The sequence below is a fragment of the Tenacibaculum sp. AHE14PA genome (assembly GCF_019278465.1).
Lineage (GTDB): Bacteria > Bacteroidota > Bacteroidia > Flavobacteriales > Flavobacteriaceae > Polaribacter > Polaribacter bernardetii.
In genome coordinates, this window is record NZ_CP058983.1 from 1,961,547 (window position 1) to 1,979,848 (window position 18,302).

Here is an 18,302-nt window from a genome sequence, read left to right on the forward strand (position 1 = left end):
AGTCTAAAAAGCATATTAAACAATGACAAACTCTTTTGATTCTTTTCAAAAACGCCGTTTACAATCATCGTATGTTTCTGTAGTTGTAAGTATTGCATTGGTACTTTTTATGATGGGAATTTTAGGTTTAATTTTACTAAAATCCACCAAAGTAGCAAATCATTTTAAAGAAAAAGTTGTGATGACCTTATTCTTAAAAGATGATGTAACCGAAAAGCAAGTAACTAAATTTAAGGAAACACTTAAAAAAGAAAACTTCACTAATAAAGTAGTTTATATAACTAAAGATGAAGCCGCTAAAACCTACAAAAAAGATTTAGGGGAAGATTTTTTAAAGTTTCTAGGAGATAACCCTCTTAAAAACGGAATAGACATCTATTTAAAAGCTGCTTTTGTTACTCCTGAAAAAATGGATGAAATTAAAAAATCGTTTGATAAAAATAAATTTGTTGGAGAAGTAAATTACGACAAACCTTTGGTTCAATTACTAACAAAAAACATTAAAAAAATCAGCTTTTGGTTATTAGTTTTAAGCGGTTTTTTTGCTTTAGTGGCTATAATCTTAATCAATAGCTCTATTCGTTTATCTATATACTCAAAAAGATTTAATATTAAAACCATGCAAATGGTTGGTGCTACCAAAAGCTTTATTCGTAAACCTTTTATTTGGCAAAGTATAAAACTAGGTGTTTTAGGTGCTTTTATTTCTTTAATCGGCTTGGCGATTGTAATTTATTATACCAATAAATACATACCGTCTTTAGAGTTATTAACCGATTATGTTTCTTTAACCTATGTAGCTGGTGGTGTTTTATTCACAGCCTTTTTTATTACATGGATAAGTACCTTTTTTGCCACACAACGTTTTTTAAACTTACAAACGAACGATTTGTATTACTAAGATTATATGAAAAAAGAAAACACACCGAAACAAGAATTTTTATTCGGCAAACGAAATTACATCTTTATGCTAATAGGTTTAGCTGTTATTGCTTTAGGCTTTATTTTAATGGCCGGTGGTGGTAGCGACGACCCAAATGTGTTTAATAAAGAAATTTATAATTGGCGTAGAATTCGTTTGGCACCAACTTTAGTTCTTATTGGTTTAGGTATCGAAATTTATGCTATTTTTGCCAACCCTAAAAAATAAGCATGGATTTATTAGAAGCTATTATTCTTGGAATTATTCAAGGTCTTACCGAGTTTTTACCAGTGTCATCAAGTGGGCATTTAGAACTTGCTAAAGCTATTTTAGGAGATACATCTGTACCCGAAGAAAGCTTAACATTTACTGTTGTACTGCATTTTGCTACTGCTTTAAGTACTTTAGTTGTTTTTAGAAAAGAAGTTGCTGAGATTTTTAAAGGATTGTTCCAATTTAAATGGAATAAAGAAATGAAATTTTCATTAAAAATTATTCTTTCTATGATTCCGGCCGTAATTATCGGATTATTATTTGAAGAACAATTAGAATCTTTTTTCGGTGGGAAAATACTATTTGTAGGTATTATGTTATTAGTTACTGCTGTGTTATTATTATTTGCTGATAAAGCTCAGAACACCAACAAGGAAGTATCTTTTAATAGCTCATTAATTATAGGTATTTCTCAAGCTATTGCAATGTTACCTGGTATTTCTCGATCAGGAGCAACTATTTCTACATCTGTTTTACTTGGTATTGATCGTAGTAAAGCAGCTCGATTTTCATTTTTAATGGTAGTGCCACTTATCTTCGGTAAAATAGCAAAAGACTTACTTAGCGGAGATATTAATTTTCAATCTTCTGAAATCGCTCCAATATCAGCAGGGTTTATCGCTGCTTTTTTAGCAGGTTTAGTTGCTTGTAATTGGATGATTGCACTCGTTAAAAAAAGCAAATTATCATACTTTTCTATTTACTGTGCGATTGTAGGATTAATCGCTATCGGATACTCTTTATTAAACTAATATGAAAACGGAAGAAGATTACAAAAACGGACAAGTTTTATTGATTGATAAACCATTAAAATGGACTTCTTTTCAGGTGGTTAATAAACTGCGTTGGGAAATAAGACAACGATATAATATCAAAAAAATAAAAGTTGGGCACGCAGGTACTTTAGATCCATTAGCAACTGGTTTACTAATTATTTGTACAGGTAAAAAAACGAAGATAATTGATACGTATCAAGGTCAAATAAAAGAATATACAGGCACTATCACTTTGGGCGGAACAACACCAAGTTATGATTTAGAAACTGAGATAAATGAAACCTTTGCTACCGATCATATTACTGATGAATTAATTCACGAAACAACTAAACAGTTTACAGGAGTAATTCAGCAAAAACCACCTATTTTTTCTGCAATAAAAAAAGAAGGAAAACGTTTATACGAGCTAGCAAGAAAAGGTGAAACTACCGAAATAAAATCGAGAGAAGTTACGATCCCTGTATTTGAAATAACAAATATTAATGCTAACAATCTTGATTTTAGAGTTGTTTGTAGTAAAGGAACCTATATTCGTTCTTTAGCATACGATTTTGGAGTTGCATTAAATTCAGGAGCTCATTTATCAGCATTAAGAAGAACTAAAATTGGTGATTTTCATGTTGAAAACGCAGTAAGTGTAGATGCTTTTATTAAGTCTTTAGAAGCTGAATAGAGCTCGCACCAAATTAACATCATAAAAAAAGACTTGAATATCAATATTTATTAAATTGATATTCAAGTCTTTTTTCAATTAATTAAGATAGATAAAAGTGTATTATGACTTCTTCTTCTTTAAAAATCGATTATACCAACTTTCTAAAATTGGCACTTCCCAATGGCTCTCTAACTCTTGTTTTGTTTGAATTAAATTATCAAAAACAATTGTTTTTTCTGTTACCGCTCTATTTTTAATCAACTTTTTAAAGTCTTTCAGCTCTTTATACTGCGTATATTCACCTTGCTTAAAACACACATTCATTCTATCTAACAATTCAACCTCGTATTGTTGTTGTAATTGCAATATAAAACCAACTTGTGTATCAATATCTGCATTAGACAAGTCTACATCTTCTTCCGCAGAAAAAATAATAAAACGATTATATTTTACATCAAATGAGGCTTTAAAATTCTCATCATCTGATTTCCAGTTTTCAGTAAAAGTTTTTAACTGCTCATTTAATCCATCTATTTCCTTCGGATAAAATTTTCTACTACAAGGATAAATCCAAACCTTTGCATCTTCTGATAAACTATTAAAATCTACTAACATATTTATTTTTTCTAAACCACAAATATACAGAAAACAAAACCTCCTTCTTGAGAATCAAAAAGGAGATTTATTATTTATAAAAAACGATTGTTATTTTAAAAATGAAACAAGATTTTCCTGAACATCTTCACCCTTATTTTTATTATACCAAACCTGTAAGTCTTTTTTAAAATCAGCATCTAAACTACCATGTTTCGCCTTATAATCAGCTACCATTTTAGTAGCAATAACTGGTCTTGGACCCCAAGTATCAATAACTTCATTATTCTTATTTAAAGCTATTAATTTAGGTATCGATCTACCGCCGTTGGTTAAAAACTCATCCATCAGCTCAAGATTTTCATCCCTTAAAACAAGTTTTAATTGAATATTTGAATTTTCTTCAGCAATTTTATTGATAACAGGTAAGTTTTGAGCAGCATCACCACACCAACCTTCTGTTAAAACCAACCAAGTTTGAGGCTCTTTAATTTCCTTAAGCTTAGCTGCGGTATTCTCAGAAATTTTTATAGTTTTATCTAAACGCTTCATTCGTTTATCGTTTAACAAACTATAATTTAATAAATCGTCAGACTGTTTTGGTCCTGTTGATTTACCTTCATCTAATAAGTTTTTTACTAAAACTCTATATTCTGAATATGAAATGGCTTTTTCTAAACTATTTTCTATAATTTCTTTCATCTTGCTTATCTTATAATATAAATGCTTTGTTCTCTTTTAAAGACCTTGCAACCTAGATTACAATACTTAAAAGAGCGATATTATAGACGCTCTTAACTTTAAAAACTTACACTTCCTCTAGCTTTTGTTTTTCTAGCGTTTTTAAACTCGTAACAATATCATTTGTCATAGAAGTTAAATCGAACTTATGCTGCCATCCCCAATCTTTTCTTGCGTGAGAATCGTCTATAATTTGAGGCCAGCTATCAGCAATTGCTTGTCTAAAATCTGGTTTATAACTAATTTCAAACTCAGGAATGTGTTTTTTAATTTCAGCGGCAATTTCTTTTGGCGTAAAACTAATTGCGGCTAAATTATAAGATGTTCTTGTTTTTATCTTATCTGCATCAGCTTGCATAATTTGAACGGTTGCGTTAATAGCATCATCCATATACATCATTGGTAAACGTGTATTTTCTGATAAAAAACATTCATAAGTTCCGTTTTTTATGGCATCAAAATAAATATCAACTGCATAATCTGTTGTTCCTCCTCCAGGCAACGTTTTCCAACTAATAATACCAGGATAACGGATACTACGAACATCTACTCCATATTTTTCATGGTAGTAATTACACCAATGTTCACCAGCCACTTTACTGATTCCGTAAACTGTTGACGGCTCCATAATTGTTTGCTGAGGCGTATTAATTTTTGGTGATGTAGGACCAAATGAAGCCATTGAGCTTGGCCAATATACTTTTTGAATATGTTTTTCTCTTGCCAGCTCTAAAACAGCTAATAAAGACGTCATATTTAAATCCCATCCTTTTAAAGGATGTTTCTCTGCAGTTGCAGATAGCATTGCTGCCATTAAATACACTTGCGTTACTTTATATTTTTCAACGACTTCAAAAATTCGTTCTTTGCTTGTAGCATCAATAATTTCGAAAGGTCCAGAACTCATCATTTCTTGGTTTCCTTCTCTAATATCAGAAGCTATTACATTGTCTCTTCCGTAAAGAGCGCGTAGCTTTTGCGTTAGTTCTGTTCCGATTTGCCCGCAAGCACCTAAAATTAATATAGTATCATTCATTCTTAAAAGTTCAAAAATATAGGATTGCAAAGTTATTAAATTTCATAATTCGTAAAAAATATTTCTACTTTTTTAATTATCAACAAAATAACAACATAAACTTCTGATTACAAACTTATAATTTTGTTCTTATTCATAAACCAAGTAAAATATGTACTTTTATCACTTCAATTTTTAGTGATGAGATACTTTTTATTTATTTTCTTTTCTTTTTTTTTAATCTCTTTTTCTTGCCAGAAAAAAGATATTAAAAAAAATGAAGCTGTTAAAAAACCAACAATGGATGTTGTTATTAATAACTCTAAATACGCACGTTTAGATGATGCTTCTTCGAAAGAAATAAAGTTATGGAAAGAATATTTTATAACTGCTGATTTCCTGCAGAAACTAGAAAAAACAACTCCTGTTGAAGCATTAAACAATGCTATTGAATTAAAAAAACTAACAAAGCAACTAAAGGATAGCTTAAATATAAAAACACTTAAAACACCTGCTTTTAAAGCCCGTGTGAATGTTTTTGAAAATGAAGTTTTAAGATTGGCTGATATGACTTATATTCCGGCGATTACAGCTACTGAAATAAATACGCAACTAGCAAAAGTGTTTTCGCTTTATGGTAGTATGAATACCAAAATAAATACTGTTTACGCAAAACAAAGATTCGATAAAGCTATAAAATTAGATAGCTTATTTAATTTTAAATAGTTTTTAAAGCCTCATATACTAAGTTACTTTCAAAACCTCTATACAATAAGTAATCTGCTATTTTCTTTTTTCTCTTAAACTCATTCGCTTCAGTTACTAAATCATTTTTTTTATCTAATAAACTGTATAAAGTTGTAATATACTCTTGTTCATTGATTTCTTTTAATGCTGTTTTTATATTGTATGCTGATATGTTTCTATATTTTAACTCTCTAACAATTCGTTGTTTTCCCCATTTTTTAATTCTGAACTTCCCTCTCGCATAGCTTTTAGAAAAGCGTTCTTCATTTAAAAAATTATCTTTTAACAAACTTAAAAGAATCATTTCTATGGCTTCTGGAATTATACTGTATTCTCTTAATTTATTTTCTACTTCTTTATGACAGCGATCTTGGTAGGCGCAATAATGTTCCATTTTTCGCTTAACCTCATCAACAGTAAAAACTTTTTTATCCATAGCTCAAAAATAAAAAAAGAGATGAAAGTATAAATACTTTCATCTCTTTTTGATTAACAAAAACTAAAAAACAAGTTATATATTTCTCTTTGTCCACATTTTAAATTGGATAATTAAGAATAATAATATTGGTACTGCAATTAGCGTTAAAAAAGTAGCTATTAACAAACCATATATTACAGTCCATGCTAATGGGCCCCAGAAAACAACGTTATCTCCTCCCATATATATCTTAGGGTCAAATTCTGCAAACAACGAGAAAAAATTAATGTTAAGTCCGATTGCTAACGGAATTAAACCTAAAACAGTTGTAATTGCCGTTAATAACACCGGACGTAAACGTGCTTTACCCGCTTTAACAATTGCTTCAAATAAATCCTCTTTTTCTAGGTAAGAATCTTCATCCAAACCTAAAACATTTTTCTTTCTATCAATTAATAACTGTGCATAATCCAATAATACCACTCCGTTATTTACTACAATACCTGCTAACGAAATAATTCCCATCATGGTCATCATAATAACAAATGCCGATCCTGTAATTACCATTCCTCCAAATACACCGATAAGACTTAACAATATTGAAATCATAATAATGGTTGGTCTTGAAATTGAGTTAAACTGGAAAATTAATATGAAGAAAATTAAACCTAAACCTGTTAATAATGCCCCCATTAAAAAAGCCATTTGCTTGTTTTGCTCTTCAATTTGCCCTGTATAATCTATTTTAATACCTTTTGGCATTCCTTCAAAAGACTTCATTTCGTTTTGCACTTGGTTTACAATTGCACCTGCATCTGTAAAACCAGGTGACAACTGAGAATAAACAGTTACAACTCGCTTTAAATCTTTGTGCTTAATAGCGCTAAATCCAGAGTTATTACTATGTTCTGCTACTGCAGATATTGGAATTTCTTTTAAACCACCCGTATTATCTCTAAATGTAATTTTTTGATTAAAGATAGCGCTTGTGTTATACCTGTTTGCTTCATTAAAACGCACATATATGTCATAATCTTCACCATCTTCTTTATAAATACCTGCCTTAGATCCAAAAATAGAATTACGAATTTGCTGCCCTACTTGTGATGCACTTACACCTAATTCACCAGCTTTTTTTCGATCTACAAGAACTTGCATTCCTGGTTTATCTTTATTTACATCTATCTTAATTTCATCTACTCCTGGAATATTTTTAGAAGTTATAAAATCTCTCATTCTTTCTGCAACAGCAATTAACTCGCTATAATCATTTCCTTCAATTTCAATATTTATTGGCGCCCCTGCTGGTGGCCCATTAGCATCTTTTTCTACAGAAATTAAAACCCCTGGATAAATACCTACTAGCGCTTCTTGCACTTTTTGACGTAACAATTCACTATCGGCTCCTCTACGATATTTAAATTCTCGCATAGAAGCTGTTATTTTTCCTTTATGAGGCAACTCTCCACTAGAACCGGCATCAACTGCTGGGTTTCCGGCACCTTCACCAACTTGGGAAACGGTACTTTCTACTAGAAAGTTATAATCACCATCTGTATATTGCGAATCATTTAAAACAACGGCAACCTTTTTTTCTATTTGCTTGGTAATTTTATTTGTCTTTTCGATATCTGTTCCTTGCGGATATTCGATATAAACAATAATTTGATTTGGCTTATTATCAGGAAAAAACTCAACTTTAGTACGTTGCGAAGCTAATGAAGCTCCGAAAGCAATAAAAGAGATAATAAGCAATGCAAACGTACCTCCTATTAGCCAATATGGTGCCGATTTAGATAAAGCTCTACGCAACTGACGTTCATACCAATTTTCTAAACGCGGTAAAACCTTTGTTTGAAAAGAGTTTGCCCAATTACGTAAAAACAATCTATATGCCCAAAGCATTATTGCTGTAAAAAACATTAATGTTCCTAAACCTCTATACGTTCCCCCTATAATGAATACTAAAATTCCAATTACAGCTATAATTACTGTCATTGTAATTATTTTCTTTAGTGGCATATCTTTATCTTCTGTACTCATAAAGTTAGAAACTAAAACAGAGTTAAAAAAGATGGCTACTACTAATGATGAAGTTAATACAACTGCCAAGGTTATTGGTAAAAGTTTCATGAACTCTCCCATTACTCCTGGCCATAAACCTAAAGGAATAAAAGCGGCTACCGTTGTTGCTGTTGATATAATAATAGGAAAAGCAATTTCTCCGATACCTTTTTTAGCTGCTTCGGTTCTACTCATTCCTTCCTCATCCATTAAACGATATACGTTTTCTACAACTACAATACCGTTATCTACTAGCATTCCTAATCCCATAATCAATCCGAAAAGAATCATGGTATTTAATGTATAGCCTAACATATTTAAAATCATAAGCGACATAAACATCGACATCGGAATTGCAAAACCTACGAAAATGGCGTTTTTAAATCCTAAGAAAAACATTAAGACGATTACCACCAAAATAACTCCGAAAATAATATTATTCACCAAGTCATCAACTGCAGCAATTGTTACCGAAGATTGATCATTAGCAATAGCAACCTCCAAATCTTTAGGAAATACATTCTCTTTAGCATCTTCTACCATTTTTTGAATCTGCTCTGCAGCAGCAACCATATTAGAACCAGCACGCTTTTTAACATCTAGCATAATAACTTGCTCCCCATACTGTCTTGCATAGGTTGTAACGTCTTTTTCTTTAAAAAACACCTCAGCAACGTCTTTTAAATAAATAGGGTTCCCTTTTTCTGATTTTACAACAAAGTCTTCTAAATCAGATGGTTTATCTATTTCTCCTAGAATACGAATCGTACGGCGCTGCCCACTAGTAATTAAGTTACCTGCAGACATTGTAGAGTTACCACCGTTAATTGTATTTATGATATCACTAAAGCTAACTTTTGCTGCTTGCATTTTATAAATATCTACAGCAACTTCAACTTCTTTGTCTTGTACACCACGAATATCTACTTGTTTAATTTCTTGCAACCCTTCTATTTCATCCTGAAGATATTCACCAAATTCTTTTAACTTTCCTATAGGATAATCACCAGAAATATTAATATTAAGTATTGGCATTTCTTCACTCATACTTAAAGCAAAAACATTTGGTTCTACCTTAGCTCCGTTAAATGTTGGCCAATCTTCACCAGATGTTTCCGAATCTATTTCATCTTTTACCTTTTGTTTGGCGTCTTTTACCTCAATATTTTCATCAAACTCAACAATTACCATCGAGTAATCTTCTTGCGATGTTGATGTTATTTCTACAACATTACTTACCGTTTTTAATTTTTCTTCTAACGGATCTGTAATCAGTTTTTCAATATCTTCAGCTGTGTTTCCAAAAAACGGAGTACTTATATATATTTTTGTTTCTTTAATTTCTGGGAAACTTTCACGTGGCATTTCAAAAAAAGCAGAAACACCTAAGTAAAATATAACAGCCATTACTACATACATTGTAGTTTTGTTATTAATTGCCCAAGAGGATAATCCAAATTCTTTATCCACCTGTTTGTTCTTTTTAGACATATTTATAATTTTATGGGTGAATTAGTTTAAAACCTGTACTTCTTGACCGTTTTGAACACTACGAGCTCCTTCTTTAATAATTTGGTCACCGGCTTTAATACCTTCTAAAACCTCTACAACATCTCCCTGTGTTTTTCCTGTAACAATAATTACTTGCTTTGCTTTACCTCTTTTATCTTTTAAACCTGTAACAACATACACATACTGTTCACCTTTTGCATTTTCTGAAATAATGCTTTGAGGAACCAATAATGCTTCTTCATTCGTATAATCGTTAATTTTTAGTTTAGCACTTAAGTTTGGCTTTATATTACCTGCTTTATTATCTACAGCAATTTCTACTTTAAAAGTACGGTTCGCAGGGTTTATAAAGTTACCCGCTTGGCGAACTTTTGATTTGATTTTTTCTCCTAAAATTGGAAACTCGATATCAACACTTTTTCCTTTTTTAATAGATGTTATATACGTTTCTGGTACAGCTGTTTCTATATACATATTAGAAAGGTTTACAATTCTAAAAACCTCTGCTCCCATTCCTGGAGATACAACAACTCCTTGTTCTTTTATAACATCATCTATAACACCGGTAAAAGGTGCTTTTATTATTGATTTACCTAATTGTTTTTTTAACTGACTTACAGCATTTTGTTGCGCTTCGTATTTAGTTTTAGCTTGCAAAAACTGTATTTCTGAACCTATTTTTTGATCCCATAATCGTTGTTGACGCTGAAAAGTAGTTTTTGCTAATTCAGTTTCTACTTCTATCTGAGCTAATTGACTAGACAATCCTCCGTCATCAATTTTAGCTAATACCTGCCCTTCTTTTACGTATTGTCCTTCTTTTACGTAAATTTTTGTCAGTTGCCCTGCCATTTCAGGATATATTAAAACATTTTGTTTTGTTTTAACATCTCCTTGTAGTTCTAAATAATGATTAAATACCGTTTGTTTTGCCGACAAAACAGTTATTAGAGGTACTTTTTTAGTTTTATCTAAGGTAGCTATTTTATCATCTAAGGTTTTAATATCTTCTGATAACGCTTTTACCTCTGCGCTTAATGTTGTTTTCTTAGCGCGCATTTTCTCTAAATCATTAGAGGCTATTACGTCTTCTAGTGATTGCTTTTTACTACCTCCGCAAGAAACTAAGAAAAGTGTTATTGCAAGAATTGAATATATATTTTTCATTATTTATTACTTTATTTTATTGGAATGTTTAATGCGTTTTCTAACTGTGCTTTTCTTGCTATTACGTTAAGCATTGATTGCACATAATTATTTTGTTGTGTGTATAATTGATTTTGCGCTTGTAATAAATCGAAACTTGATGAAAGTCCTTCAAAAAACTTAATCTGTTGTTTCTTTTCTATTCTTTCTGCTAATGATAAATTTTTCTTTGCCGTTTGAAAGCTTTCAATACTTAATTGATAATCACTTTTTGCAGTTTCTGATTGTAACATTAAATTTTGCCTAACGTTTTCACTTTTAATCTCCGCATTTTCAAACTCTATCCTTGCCATTGCTGTTTTAGAGCGTCTTCCGAAACTACTAAATATTGGCACGTTTAAACTTACTCCTAACAATGAATAATCAAACCATTCTTGTGATCCTTTTAAGAAATCAAAGTCATTTGCATTTGCGTTTGCCCCATAATTTACAAAGGCTGATAATGTTGGTAATGCTTTACTTTGCTCTAATTTCATTAACAACGCTTTACTTTCCTTATCGTTTTCAGCCATTTTAAAATCTATATGGCTCTTTACATTAAAGGATTTTATAAGCAAACTTAAATCGGTGTTTGCTAAAACTAAATTATCTAAATTATCAGTTAAAACAATTTTCTTCTCTATAGAATTACCTAATGCTACATTTAACATTTTATAAGCTATGCTTTTCATTCTTCTAGCATTGTTATAATTATTTTCAATAGTACCAAGAGTAATTTGTAACTGCTCTACATCTTCTAACTCTGTTAATCCGTTTTTATAAATTTTCTGAGTTTCTTCTAAATTCTTTTTAAGAACATCTCTGTTATTCTCTAATATTTCGATATTTCTTTCAACAACTAATACGTTTCCGTAAGAATTAATAACAGCTTCTCTTGTTGCTAACTCAGTTTTTTCTTTAGCCTGTTCAGATATCTTTAAATAAGTTTTAGCCGATTGCAATCCCACTAAATAAGACCCATCAAAAATTAATTGTTTTAAAGTTACAGAAGCATCCATGGTTTGTTTTGTTCCAAATTTAACCGGAGTAAAAGTACCTGGAGTTCCTCCTGAAAGCTCAGCAGGTAATAAAGACACTTGCTGTTTCAACCAATTTTGATAATCTACTTTACCACTTATTTGAGGCAAACCTATTGTTGTTGTTTCCCATTTTCTTTCTTTAGCTGCTTCAATATTATTTACAGCAACCTTATTGTCGTAATTATTTTTTATTGCATAATCAATAGCTTCTTGCATTGATATTTTAAGTTCTTCTTGCGCAAACAGAAAGCTTGTACAAAAGAATATAAATACACTATATATGTATTTTCTCATTGTTATTAATTTTGATTTATTATTTTTAATTGTTTTTCTAACTCTTCTAATCCTTTATCTGTTGCTATTGCTCTTATATGATACTCTAAAATTTGATATTCAATTTTTATTAATTCTTGCATTTCACCACCATACATTTCACTATCAAAAACACCAAATATTAAGGTAAAGTAGAAGTTTACTATCAAATCAATATTTAAACCACCTCGATAAAACCCTTGTGCAATTCCTTTTTTAAGATTATCTACATTACAATCTCTAAACATACATACCTCACGCTCAATTAAACTTGTATACGTTTCTGGATAATATTTTTTTAACTGAAACATTGGTGACGTTTTTGCATTTTTAAACATTTCTTTAAAAATAGCTTTTACAGCAAATTCTTCTTCTATCGCATTATAACCATGCTCTTTAATTTTATTAATTGTATCATTTATAGTGTTATGAACTGCCTCGGTACTAGCATCAACCAAAGCTGCTTTATTTGAAAAGTACTTATACAACGTCTTCTTAGATATACCCAGTTCTTTAGCTATATCATCCATAGTAATACTTTTAAACCCAAGGCTTAAAAACATCTCTCCTGCTTTATTTATTATTTTATCTCTCATAATTCGGGCACAAAGATACTTAGGAAACTTTAGAAACAAAAAAAGTTTCCTAAGTATTTATTATTTTTTTAATTCTATTGACAATAAAATTATTCATTATCTTATTTTTACAAAAAAATTAAGATTTGGACATATTACAATATCAGTCAGACTTTTTATCATACTTAGAATCTAAAAAGATAATAAGAGAACCCAAAAACCTCTATGAACCGATAGACTATATCCTTCAAATAGGTGGTAAAAGAATTCGACCAATACTAACCCTTATCGCTTCAGATATTTTTTCTGGAGATTATAAAAAAGCAATGCCTGCAGCTTTAGCCGTTGAAGTTTTTCACAACTTTACACTAGTGCATGATGATATCATGGATGACGCTCCTTTAAGAAGAGGACACAAAACTGTTCATGAAAAATGGGATATTAATACAGGTATTTTATCGGGAGATGCAATGCTTATACTCGCTTATCAACATTTCGAGAACTACAACCCTGTTGTTTTTCAAAAACTAGCACAGTTATTTAGTAAAACTGCTCTTGAGGTTTGTGACGGTCAACAGCTAGATGTTGATTTTGAAACAAGAAATGATGTTACTATCGAAGAGTACATTAAAATGATTACCCTAAAAACATCTGTTTTAGTTGCCGCTGCTTTAAAAATGGGTGCCATTGTTGCCGAAGTTAACGATGACCAAGCACAACATTTATATAATTACGGATTAAATTTAGGAATTGCCTTTCAATTACAGGATGATTATTTAGATACCTACGGTAACCCTGAAACTTTTGGGAAACAAGTTGGTGGTGACATCATCGAAAACAAGAAAACTTTTCTTTATTTAAAAGCTTTAGAAGTCGCAAATGACGACGATAAGGAGAAATTAAGTATTCTTTACAACGAAAAACAAGAAAATATTTCAACCAAAATAAGTACTGTTTCTGCTATATTTTCGAAAAATGACATCCCTAAATTTACACACGAACTTATTGAGTACTACACTAATAAGTCTTTCGAGAGTTTAGCATACCTAAACATTTCTAACGAAGCCAAAGAGGGCTTACGTTTGTTCGGTGAAAATTTAATGAGCAGAAAAGTGTAAAAAAAGTTTTTTTATTTAAAAAAGTTACTATTTTTGCAGTCCTAATTTAACCGGTCTTATAGCTCAGTTGGTTAGAGCACCTGACTCATAATCAGGTGGTCCCAGGTTCGAGTCCTGGTGGGACCACGTTTAAATTCAACCACTTACAGAAATGTAAGTGGTTTTTTTTATTTTAATTGGGTTAATCTTGCTACATATTTACCAATCACATCAAATTCTAAATTAATTTTACTACCAACCTTAAAGTTTTTAAAAGTGGTATGCGCTAAGGTATATGGTATAATAGCTACACTAAATTCATCTTTTTTAGAGTTTACAACTGTTAAACTTACTCCATTCACCGTAATAGACCCTTTTTCTATAGTTACATTATCTCCTTCAAAATCATAAGAAAAAGTAAAAACCGTACTTCCGTCCTGATCCTTAACCTCCTTACAAACTCCCGTTCTATCAACATGTCCTTGTACAATATGACCATCTAAACGAGCGCCTAACTTCATTGCTCTTTCTAAATTTACTTCATCTCCTTCTTTTAAATCACCAATATTGGTTTTATCTAGTGTTTCCTTAATAGCCGTAACAGTATATTCATCATTAAAAATACCAACCACAGTTAAGCAAACACCGTTGTGAGCTACACTCTGATCGATCTTTAACTCATTTGTAATATTACTTAAAACAGTAATATGTAAATTCTCTTTATCTTGCTCTAATCTCTTAACAATTCCAAGAGTTTCAATTATTCCCGTAAACATTCTCCTAAATTTTAGTTACTTTTGTTAACATCAAAAATACAACTTTTACGTACGAAAGTAACTATGGATACTACAAACAAAATTATTGTTGGAATTTCAGTTGGAGATATAAACGGAATTGGGATTGAAATTATTTTAAAGACTTTTGAAGACAAACGTATGCTTGAGTTTTGCACTCCTGTTTTATTTGCTTCAACTAGGCTGATTTCTTATCACAAGAAAAACTTAAAGCTAAACACTAATATTTATGGTATTAATTCTATTGATAAAATTTCGCACGATAAAATCAACTTAATGAATTCATGGACTGATGAAGTTAAGATTGAAATAGGAAAAACTACTGAAACAGGTGGTAAATTCGCCTACAAGTCACTTGAATCAGCTACAAATGCTTTAAAAAGTAACCATATTGATGTTTTACTTACCGCACCAATAAGTAAAGAAAATATTCAATCTGAAGACTTTAACTTTCCAGGGCACACAGAGTATTTAGAAGAAAACTTAGAAGGTAAAAGTTTAATGGTTTTAATGACTGATGAATTACGAATCGGTTTAATTACGGGTCATATTCCTATTTCTGAAGTAGCAGCAACAATTACTCCTGAATTAATTAAGGAAAAAGTTGAAATCATGCATACTTCTTTAAAACAAGATTTTAGCATTAATAAACCAAAAATTGCCATATTAGGATTAAATCCTCACTGTGGTGATAACGGAATTATAGGAAAAGAAGATGATGAAATTACCCGCCCTGTAATTGCAGAAATTAAAGAATCTGGGAAATTAGTTTTTGGCCCTTATGCTGCTGACGGGTTTTTCGGTTCTGAAACCTATAAGCAATTCGATGGTGTTTTAGCAATGTATCACGATCAAGGACTTGCTCCTTTTAAAGCACTTTCTTTTGGTAACGGTGTAAATTTTACAGCCGGCCTAAACAAAGTAAGAACCTCTCCTGATCACGGAACTGGTTTTGATATTGCAGGTAAAAACATAGCAAATCCATCATCATTTAAAGAAGCTTTATTTACCTCATTACAAATATTTAAGAATAGAAAACAGCATGCAGAACTAACAAAAAATACTTTAAAAGTTAAATAGTATTTTTTTTTAGGTAAAATATAAAAATATAAACATTTTTTATATCTTTGCACGCTCAAATTGATCTTACAGATGAAAGACATAAAAGAATTCAATATACCTTTTGTAGGTTTAAAAGAAGGAAGTCATTTATTTCAGTATCAAATTGGAGAAAAGTTCTTTGAAGCATTTCAGTTTGATGAATTTAACGACGCAAACCTAACCGCAGATATTAATTTTGTAAAAAAAAGCACATTATTTGAGCTTACTTTTACAATAAAAGGTACCGTAAACGTACCTTGTGATAGCACCGGGGAACCATTCGACTTAAAAATTGATGGTGTTTTAGATTTAATAGTTAAATTTGGACCTGAATATAACGACGAACATGATGAAATTTTAATACTTCCACACGAAGTATACGAAATGAACGTTGCTCAATATATATATGAGTTAATTGTTTTATCAGTTCCTAGTAAAAGAATTCATCCAGATGTTTTAAACGGCACGATGAAATCTGACGCTTTAGATAGATTAAACGAATTAAGAATAAACGAAGAAAAAACTGTTGAACAAACGTCAGCAGACCCAAGGTGGGATAAATTAAAGGATTTACTAACAGATAAATAAAACATAAAATGGCACATCCAAAGAGAAAAATATCGAAAACTAGAAGAGATAAAAGAAGAACTCACTATAAAGCTTCTGTACCTCAAATAGCTGTTGATCCTACAACTGGAGAAGCTCATTTATACCACAGAGCTCACTGGCATGAAGGAAAATTATACTACAGAGGTCAAGTAGTATTAGAAAATGCAGTTGCTGAGGCATAAACACTAGTTTTTACAACATAAAAAAACCCTCTTTTTGAGGGTTTTTTTATGTTTTTTTGTTAAAAAATAACTTTTTTGATGTTTTTTCTTTAAAAAGGTCAACTAATTTTCATTACTTTTGACAACTAGTTTTATTACAAAACAAACAATTATGACTAAAATAACTGCAGCGATTTCCGCAGTAGGAAAATTTGTTCCTGAGTATATTTTAACCAATAAGGAGCTCGCAACAATGGTAGACACTAATGATGAATGGATCACTAGTAGAACCGGTATCAAGGAAAGAAGAATCTTAAAAGGAGAGGGTAAAGGAACCTCTTTTATGGCTATTAAAGCTGCTAAAGATTTACTTAAAAAATCAAATATAGATCCTAAAGATATTGACTTGGTAATTGTTGCCACAGCAACTCCAGATATGCTTGTTGCATCTACTGCTGCATATACCGCTTCTCAAATCGGAGCTACAAATGCATTTTCTTACGACTTACAAGCTGCATGTTCTAGTTTTTTATTCGGAATGTCTACAGCTGCTAAGTATATAGAAAGTGGTCGCTATAAGAAAGTATTGTTAATAGGAGCCGATAAAATGTCTTCAATTATTGACTATACAGACAGAGCTACATGTATCATTTTTGGTGATGGGGCTGGTGCTGTATTATTTGAACCAAACACTGATGGACTTGGTTTACAAGACGAATATTTAAGAAGTGACGGGATTGGTAGAGAATTTCTTAAAATTGAAGCTGGTGGTTCTATTTTACCAACTTCAGAGCAAACACTTAAAAATGGTCAGCACTTTGTGCATCAAGAAGGAAAAACCGTATTTAAATACGCTGTTTCTAATATGGCTGATGTTTCTGAAAAAATACTACAACGAAACAATCTCTCTAAAGATGATATTGATTGGTTAGTTCCACATCAAGCGAATAACAGAATTATTGAAGCTACAGCAAATAGAGTTGGGTTAGAGTCAGAAAAAGTAATGGTAAACATCCATAAATATGGGAATACCACTTCTGCTACTTTACCTTTATTAATTGCAGATTATGAAAAGGATCTAAAAAAAGGAAATAATTTAATTTTTGCAGCATTTGGTGGAGGCTTCACATGGGGAGCTATCTATTTAAAATGGGCATACAATTCATAAAAAAACCAAACAACTAAAATTAGGAATATGGATATTAAAGAAATTCAAAGTCTTATAAAATTTGTAGCAAAATCAGGTGCAAGTGAAGTAAAGTTAGAAATGGAAGATATCAAAATCACCATTAAAACTGGAAGCGAAACTCCTGAAACTACATTTATTCAAGCAGCAAACCCAATGGGTGTAGCTCCTCAAATGATGGCACAAGCTCCTGTTGCTCAACCAGCAGCACAAGCAGCACCTTCTAATGAAGCTTCGAATACAGAAGAAGATTCTAAATATATTACAATTAAGTCTCCAATAATCGGAACTTTTTACAGAAAGCCTTCTCCTGACAAACCAAACTTTGCAGAAGTAGGTACAGAAGTAAAAGTAGGTGATACAGTTTGTATTATTGAAGCAATGAAATTATTTAACGAAATTGAATCTGAAATTTCAGGTAAAGTAGTTAAAGTATTAGTAGATGATTCTTCTCCGGTAGAATTTGATCAACCTTTATTTTTAGTAGATCCATCTTAAGTAACATATAACTCCAAATAAAAGTAT

General features: G+C 31.1%; 20 protein-coding genes and 1 tRNA gene. 12 read left to right on the plus strand and 9 right to left on the minus strand.

Annotated features, from left to right (window positions below):
* Window positions 1-22: 22 nt before the first annotated feature.
* Genes H0I30_RS09045 through truB form a run of 4 tightly spaced genes read left to right on the plus strand, consistent with a single transcriptional unit; the run spans window position 23 to window position 2,644 of the window.
* On the plus strand, window positions 23-901 hold the full coding sequence (locus H0I30_RS09045) for an ABC transporter permease (RefSeq protein ID WP_218771540.1): 879 nt from the start codon (window positions 23-25) through the stop codon (window positions 899-901).
* Window positions 902-907: 6 nt separating this feature from the next.
* The gene (locus tag H0I30_RS09050; protein ID WP_218771541.1) at window positions 908-1,150 is read left to right on the plus strand and encodes a DUF3098 domain-containing protein; all 243 of its coding nucleotides are present in this window, start codon (window positions 908-910) and stop codon (window positions 1,148-1,150) included.
* A 2-nt stretch (window positions 1,151-1,152) separates the two neighbouring features.
* Window positions 1,153-1,947: an undecaprenyl-diphosphate phosphatase gene (locus H0I30_RS09055; RefSeq protein ID WP_218771542.1), complete on the plus strand. Its 795-nt coding sequence runs from the start codon at window positions 1,153-1,155 to the stop codon at window positions 1,945-1,947.
* Between the two features lies 1 nt (window position 1,948).
* Window positions 1,949-2,644 (plus strand): tRNA pseudouridine(55) synthase TruB, encoded by a 696-nt coding sequence (gene truB / locus H0I30_RS09060; protein ID WP_218771543.1) that lies wholly within the window; start codon window positions 1,949-1,951, stop codon window positions 2,642-2,644.
* A gap of 102 nt (window positions 2,645-2,746) precedes the next feature.
* Here truB and H0I30_RS09065 read toward each other — a convergent pair whose 3' ends face one another.
* The 3 genes from H0I30_RS09065 to H0I30_RS09075 all read right to left on the minus strand — a co-directional run bounded on the left by H0I30_RS09065 (window position 2,747) and on the right by H0I30_RS09075 (window position 4,997).
* Window positions 2,747-3,241: an ABC transporter ATPase gene (locus H0I30_RS09065; RefSeq protein ID WP_218771544.1), complete on the minus strand. Its 495-nt coding sequence runs from the start codon at window positions 3,239-3,241 to the stop codon at window positions 2,747-2,749.
* Between the two features lie 90 nt (window positions 3,242-3,331).
* Complete coding sequence (locus H0I30_RS09070) at window positions 3,332-3,922, minus strand: thioredoxin family protein (protein WP_218771545.1); 591 nt, start codon at window positions 3,920-3,922, stop codon at window positions 3,332-3,334.
* A 106-nt stretch (window positions 3,923-4,028) separates the two neighbouring features.
* Window positions 4,029-4,997, minus strand: a complete 969-nt coding sequence (locus H0I30_RS09075; RefSeq protein ID WP_218771546.1) for an NAD-dependent epimerase/dehydratase family protein — start codon at window positions 4,995-4,997, stop codon at window positions 4,029-4,031.
* A gap of 180 nt (window positions 4,998-5,177) precedes the next feature.
* Here H0I30_RS09075 and H0I30_RS09080 point away from each other — a divergent pair, with 180 nt between their 5' ends.
* Window positions 5,178-5,702 carry a hypothetical protein gene (locus H0I30_RS09080; RefSeq protein ID WP_218771547.1) on the plus strand — a complete coding sequence of 175 codons (525 nt, stop codon included), beginning with the start codon at window positions 5,178-5,180 and terminating at the stop codon, window positions 5,700-5,702.
* Here H0I30_RS09080 and H0I30_RS09085 read toward each other — a convergent pair.
* The 5 genes from H0I30_RS09085 to H0I30_RS09105 all read right to left on the minus strand — a co-directional run bounded on the left by H0I30_RS09085 (window position 5,695) and on the right by H0I30_RS09105 (window position 12,850).
* Window positions 5,695-6,159, minus strand: a complete 465-nt coding sequence (locus H0I30_RS09085) for a regulatory protein RecX (protein ID WP_218771548.1) — start codon at window positions 6,157-6,159, stop codon at window positions 5,695-5,697. The genes H0I30_RS09080 and H0I30_RS09085 overlap by 8 nt on opposite strands.
* Before the next feature lie 75 nt (window positions 6,160-6,234).
* On the minus strand, window positions 6,235-9,696 hold the full coding sequence (locus H0I30_RS09090) for an efflux RND transporter permease subunit (RefSeq protein WP_218771549.1): 3,462 nt from the start codon (window positions 9,694-9,696) through the stop codon (window positions 6,235-6,237).
* 21 nt (window positions 9,697-9,717) lie between these two features.
* A complete protein-coding gene (locus H0I30_RS09095) occupies window positions 9,718-10,884 on the minus strand; it encodes an efflux RND transporter periplasmic adaptor subunit (RefSeq protein ID WP_218771550.1) in 1,167 nt (388 codons plus the stop codon).
* Between the two features lie 11 nt (window positions 10,885-10,895).
* On the minus strand, window positions 10,896-12,236 hold the full coding sequence (locus H0I30_RS09100; protein ID WP_218771551.1) for a TolC family protein: 1,341 nt from the start codon (window positions 12,234-12,236) through the stop codon (window positions 10,896-10,898).
* 5 nt (window positions 12,237-12,241) lie between these two features.
* Window positions 12,242-12,850: a TetR/AcrR family transcriptional regulator gene (locus H0I30_RS09105; RefSeq protein ID WP_218771552.1), complete on the minus strand. Its 609-nt coding sequence runs from the start codon at window positions 12,848-12,850 to the stop codon at window positions 12,242-12,244.
* A gap of 125 nt (window positions 12,851-12,975) precedes the next feature.
* Here H0I30_RS09105 and H0I30_RS09110 point away from each other — a divergent pair, with 125 nt between their 5' ends.
* Both H0I30_RS09110 and H0I30_RS09115 read left to right on the plus strand, forming a co-directional pair.
* Window positions 12,976-13,947 (plus strand): polyprenyl synthetase family protein, encoded by a 972-nt coding sequence (locus H0I30_RS09110; RefSeq protein WP_218771553.1) that lies wholly within the window; start codon window positions 12,976-12,978, stop codon window positions 13,945-13,947.
* Between the two features lie 52 nt (window positions 13,948-13,999).
* Window positions 14,000-14,073: transfer RNA gene (locus tag H0I30_RS09115), tRNA-Ile, on the plus strand.
* Between the two features lie 41 nt (window positions 14,074-14,114).
* Here H0I30_RS09115 and H0I30_RS09120 read toward each other — a convergent pair.
* A complete protein-coding gene (locus H0I30_RS09120; RefSeq protein WP_218771554.1) occupies window positions 14,115-14,702 on the minus strand; it encodes a riboflavin synthase in 588 nt (195 codons plus the stop codon).
* Between the two features lie 63 nt (window positions 14,703-14,765).
* Here H0I30_RS09120 and pdxA point away from each other — a divergent pair, with 63 nt between their 5' ends.
* From pdxA to accB, 5 genes are all read left to right on the plus strand, one after another.
* Window positions 14,766-15,800 carry a 4-hydroxythreonine-4-phosphate dehydrogenase PdxA gene (pdxA, locus tag H0I30_RS09125; protein WP_218771555.1) on the plus strand — a complete coding sequence of 345 codons (1,035 nt, stop codon included), beginning with the start codon at window positions 14,766-14,768 and terminating at the stop codon, window positions 15,798-15,800.
* Between the two features lie 72 nt (window positions 15,801-15,872).
* Window positions 15,873-16,409, plus strand: a complete 537-nt coding sequence (locus H0I30_RS09130) for a DUF177 domain-containing protein (protein WP_218771556.1) — start codon at window positions 15,873-15,875, stop codon at window positions 16,407-16,409.
* 8 nt (window positions 16,410-16,417) lie between these two features.
* On the plus strand, window positions 16,418-16,612 hold the full coding sequence (rpmF, locus tag H0I30_RS09135) for a 50S ribosomal protein L32 (protein ID WP_218771557.1): 195 nt from the start codon (window positions 16,418-16,420) through the stop codon (window positions 16,610-16,612).
* Window positions 16,613-16,763: 151 nt separating this feature from the next.
* Window positions 16,764-17,759, plus strand: coding sequence for a beta-ketoacyl-ACP synthase III (locus H0I30_RS09140; protein WP_218771558.1), 996 nt, complete (start codon window positions 16,764-16,766; stop codon window positions 17,757-17,759).
* 27 nt (window positions 17,760-17,786) lie between these two features.
* The gene (gene accB / locus H0I30_RS09145) at window positions 17,787-18,275 is read left to right on the plus strand and encodes an acetyl-CoA carboxylase biotin carboxyl carrier protein (RefSeq protein WP_218771559.1); all 489 of its coding nucleotides are present in this window, start codon (window positions 17,787-17,789) and stop codon (window positions 18,273-18,275) included.
* Window positions 18,276-18,302 lie beyond the last annotated feature (27 nt).